This window comes from Methylophaga sp. UBA1464 (assembly GCF_002325665.1).
Taxonomy (GTDB): domain Bacteria; phylum Pseudomonadota; class Gammaproteobacteria; order Nitrosococcales; family Methylophagaceae; genus Methylophaga.
This window is the reverse complement of sequence record NZ_DCSO01000091.1, coordinates 12,728-17,383: the sequence shown is the minus strand read 5'-3', so window position 1 is coordinate 17,383 and position 4,656 is coordinate 12,728. Positions and strand designations below refer to the sequence as shown.

The 4,656-nt window shown below is 45.3% G+C and carries 4 protein-coding genes; 3 read left to right on the top strand and 1 reads right to left on the bottom strand.

The features are described 5' to 3' along the window. A partial coding sequence (locus B3O33_RS12385) for an enoyl-ACP reductase FabI (RefSeq protein WP_292363733.1) occupies positions 1-603 on the bottom strand: 603 nt, incomplete at its 3' end. 118 nt (positions 604-721) lie between these two features. On the opposite strand from B3O33_RS12385, the gene B3O33_RS12380 reads away from it, so the two are divergent. The 3 genes from B3O33_RS12380 to B3O33_RS12370 all read left to right on the top strand — a co-directional run. Beyond that, on the top strand, positions 722-2,878 hold the full coding sequence (locus B3O33_RS12380) for an ABC transporter substrate-binding protein (protein WP_292359027.1): 2,157 nt from the start codon (positions 722-724) through the stop codon (positions 2,876-2,878). Between the two features lie 88 nt (positions 2,879-2,966). Then, positions 2,967-3,740 carry a flagellar motor protein PomA gene (gene pomA / locus B3O33_RS12375; protein WP_292359029.1) on the top strand — a complete coding sequence of 258 codons (774 nt, stop codon included), beginning with the start codon at positions 2,967-2,969 and terminating at the stop codon, positions 3,738-3,740. Positions 3,741-3,766: 26 nt separating this feature from the next. Then, positions 3,767-4,656 (top strand): flagellar motor protein MotB (locus tag B3O33_RS12370; protein ID WP_292363731.1); only part of this gene is annotated, 890 nt, incomplete at its 3' end.

Sequence of the window (4,656 nt, the reverse complement as noted above, 5' to 3'; positions counted from 1 at the left end):
CGCTGCAGCTAAAGTTTTGATAGGCCCGGCGGAAACAGCATTGACTCGAATACCATCAGGGCCTAAAGAGTAAGCCATATATCTGACAGTCGCTTCCAAGGCTGCTTTGGCGACGCCCATAACGTTGTAATTATCAATGGCACGTTCGGCACCCAGGTAGCTTAAAGTCAGTAATGATCCATTTCGGCCGGCCATCATATTTTTGCCTGCTTTCGCCAATGCAGCAAAACTATAAGCACTGATGTCGTGTGCAGCAGCAAAGCCTTCGCGAGTCACGCTGTCAACAAAACTGCCCTGTAACTGTTCGCGTGGGGCAAATGCCACTGAGTGAACAATTGTGTCGAGACCATCCCATTGTTTGGCCAGATCATCGAAAACAGCATTGATCTGTTCATCGCTGCTGACATCGCAAGGGAAAATTAATGCTGGATTGGAGCCACATTCTTCAGCGATTTTTTCAACACGTGATTTGAGTTTGTCATTTTGGTAGGTAAAAGCCAGTTCTGCGCCTTCACGAGCCATCGCATGCGCAATACCGGCAGCGATAGAACGCGAGCTGGCCACGCCAACAATCAATACCCGTTTACCTTGTAGAAAACCCATGAAGTACTCCAGAAATTTAAAACCGATAAACTTACCTGATTTTGGCTGCTACTGGAAGAGGCAGGCAACGTACAATCCCGTTATACTCGCTATTTAACTGGATCCAACCTGGAATGTTATGTGCCGATTTACTGTATTGCTCTACACACTGTTATTTGCATTACTGTCAGGGTGTGACCTATCAGCTATAAACTCTCCATACCCGGCTGCAGAAAGTGAAGCAACTGTCAGTTACAGTTCATTTATGCTGCGTCCAAAGCATCTGGATCCTGCCCGTTCCTACGCAGCGAACGAAAGTCTGATTACTGCACAAATTTATGAGCCACCTTTTCAGTATCATTACCTCAAGCGCCCATATCAGTTAGAGCCTCTGACTGCAGCGATGATGCCTGAAGTTGAGCTGCTTGATAAAAATGGTGAGTTGATACCGGCATCACAACAGACTGCAGAAAATGTCGCCTTTTCACGTTATACCATCACCATTCGCCCGGGAATCGCTTATCAGCCGCATCCGGCATTTGCTCGCGATAAATCTGGACAATTGCTTTACCGGGATTTGGATGAACAAACTGCCCGCAAGATAACCACCATCATGGATTTTCCCATTCAAGCGACTAGGGAATTGAAAGCTTCTGATTATGTTTATCAAATAAAGCGTCTGGCTCATCCTGAAGTACATTCACCTATTTTGGGCTTAATGAGTGAACATATCTTAGGGCTGGGGGATTTTGCTGCAGAACTTGGCAAAATGCATCAAAAAAATCAGCCCATTGATTTACAAGCATTGCAGATTAGTGGCGTACGGGCTATTGACGACTATCGTTACCAAATTACGGTTTATGGCCAGTATCCACAACTGAAATATTGGCTGGCAATGCCATTTTTTGCCCCCATCCCTTGGGAAGCAGATGTGTTTTATCAGCAGACAGTTCTACAAGACAAGAATATTACTTTGGATTGGTATCCGGTTGGCACCGGTGCTTATCACATGATTGAAAATGATCCTAACCGCCGCATGGTGATGATTAAAAACCCTAATTTTCATGGTGAAACTTATCCCAGAGAAGGGAACCCCGGTGATGCTGCGGCCGGTTTGCTGGACGATGCTGGCCTGTCCATGCCGTTTATTGACAAGATTATTTATACCCTGGAAAAAGAAAGCACCTCGTACTGGGGAAAATTCATCCAGGGATATTACGATGTCAGTGGTTTAACCTCGGATAGCTTTGAACAGGCCATTCAGGTTTCTTCAGGCGGGTCCTTTGGACTGAGCGATGACATGATGAAAAAGGGCATAGATTTACAGTCTGCAGTGGGTACTACAACCCATTATATTGGATTCAATATGCTTGATTCGGTAGTGGGCGGTGATAGTGAAAGAGCTCGTAAACTACGACAGGCAATTGCTATTGCTATTGATCAGGAGGAATTCGTTTCTATCTTTTTCAACGGACGGGGGATCCCCGCTCAGGGACCCATTCCACCAGGTATTTTTGGTTATCGTGAGGGCAGGGAAGGCTTGGATCCCTACGTATACGAATGGCGGGATAATGCGGTACGAACCAGATCGGTTGATTATGCCAGAAGCCTGCTTGCCGAAGCCGGATATCCAAGAGGGCGTGATGCTGAAACAGGCCAGCCTTTAGTGCTATATTTTGATGTTGCTGCAGTTGGTCCCGATGCCAAGGCGCAACTGGATTGGATGCGCAAACAATTCCAAAAACTCAATATTCAGTTAGTGATTAGATCAACAGATTACAATCGCTTTCAGGATAAGATGCGCAGGGGACAAACGCAGATATTTAAAATAGGCTGGAGTGCGGATTATCCTGACCCGGAAAATTTTCTGTTTCTATTGTATGGACCAAATGCCAAAGCCATTCATAATGGTGAAAATAGTGCGAATTATCAAAACCCGGAGTTTGATAAGTTATTTGAGCAGATGCGAATAATGCCTGATGGGGAGCAACGTCAGGCGATTATCGACCAAATGGTGAATATTGTCCGGCATGATGCCCCTTGGGTCTGGGGCTTTCATCCCAAACAATTAACCCTTTTTCATGCGTGGAATAAAAATATTAAGCCCAATTTGATGGCCAATAATACGTTAAAGTATCATCGGATCGATCCGCTATTACGGGACCAGTTAAGAGCTAAATGGAACACACCAACCATCTGGCCGATAATTGTCTTGTTATTCATGTTTATTATGGCAATGCTGCCAGCGATTATTATTTATCGCCGGAAAAAACATCAACGGGCTGTGAATACTTGATACTGTTGATTTTGAGTATCATCCGGTACAATTAGTCTCGAATTTATTCTATGACTTCAGGCATGACTTAAATCAGGGAGAAAAGCACGTGGATTTGGCTACTTTACTGGGTTTTTTAATCGCCTGGAGTCTGATTATCGCCACCATTGCTCTCGGTGCTGCGGCAAGTACATTTATCAATACCCCTTCATTCATGATCGTCATTGGCGGCACTTTTGCTGTGGTTATGATGCGCTTTACGCTTAAACAGTTTATCGGCTCAATGAAAACAGCGACCAAAGCGTTTTTGCATAAATCTGAAGACCCTACTGAAATTATTACCAGTGTTGTGCAATTGGCAGGTATCGCCCGTAAAGAAGGCCTGCTGGCACTGGAAAGACAGGAGGTACAAAATCCTGCATTGGCATTGGGTATCCGCATGCTGGTCGATGGACATGAACCTGCTGTGGTCAGAAAAGCGCTGAATACTGAAATGAATGAAACGGTGAATCGCCACAGTATTGGTCAACAGATTTTCCAGCAAATCGGCGATGCTGCGCCGGCAATGGGCATGATAGGTACGTTGGTCGGTCTGGTACAGATGCTGTCAAACATGTCCGATCCAAAGTCAATTGGGCCGGCGATGGCTATTGCGCTACTGACAACGCTTTATGGTGCCATGATTGCCAATATGTTTGCATTACCTCTGGCCGATAAACTGGCGCTTCGTAGTAATGAAGAATTGATGAATAAAAGCATCATCATTGAAAGTGTGATGGGGATTCAGGAAGGACAAAATCCGAAAGTACTGGAAGAGTTACTGAAAAATTACCTTCCGGCCTCCAAGCGGGATGCTGAAGCTCCGGCTCCGGCTGAAGCCTAAATCACTCCCTGAAGCCGACTTAAATTATGAGCGAATCTGAAACGCAAAGTTTCAAAAAGCAGCAAAAAAGGGGATTGCCAGCCTATATGGCGACATTTGCCGATTTAATGTCGTTATTAATGTGTTTCTTTGTCTTGCTGTTATCTTTTGCCGAAATTGATGCTATCAAATATAAAATGGTGGTGTTGTCATTGGAAAAAGCGTTTGGTGTGCAACGTGACGTGGTGGCCGAAGCGATACCGAAAGGTACCAGCATCATCGCGCAGGAATTCAGTCCGGGTGAACCGAAACCCACTCCATTGAATATCGTCAGACAGGAAACCACGGATGAAACTCGCGATGTATTAAAAGTTACAATGGATGCTGAAGCAGTCGCAGAAGCTCAGGCAAAGCAGGTGGCTGAAGAGGTCGAGGAGTTCAAACAAGCGCTGGTATCTGAAATTGAACGTGGATTGATTGTTGTTGAAAATCAGCTGAACCGCATTGTCATTCGTATACGTGAGCGAGGCTCATTCCCTTCCGGTGATGCCACATTGAATCAGGACTTTGTGCCAATACTGAAAAAAATCAATGAAGTACTCACCCAGACGGATGGATTGATTGCTGTGGCCGGGCATACAGACAATATTCCGATTAGCACATCTCGATATCGTTCCAACTGGGAATTATCAACGTCCAGGGCAACGTCGGTGGTTCATGAGTTGCTCAGGTACAATACCATTCCGCCTGAACGGTTTGTGCTGGAAGGTTACGCCGATACCCGACCATTGGCACCCAATGATTCTGCTGAAAACAGGGCGACTAACCGTCGTGTCGAAATTGTTGTGTTAAAAGGCTCAATTGACGCGGACTTCACCCAATCTATTGATGATCTTATTCAACAGCATGATGTGATTGAAAGTGAAATTCAACCTGG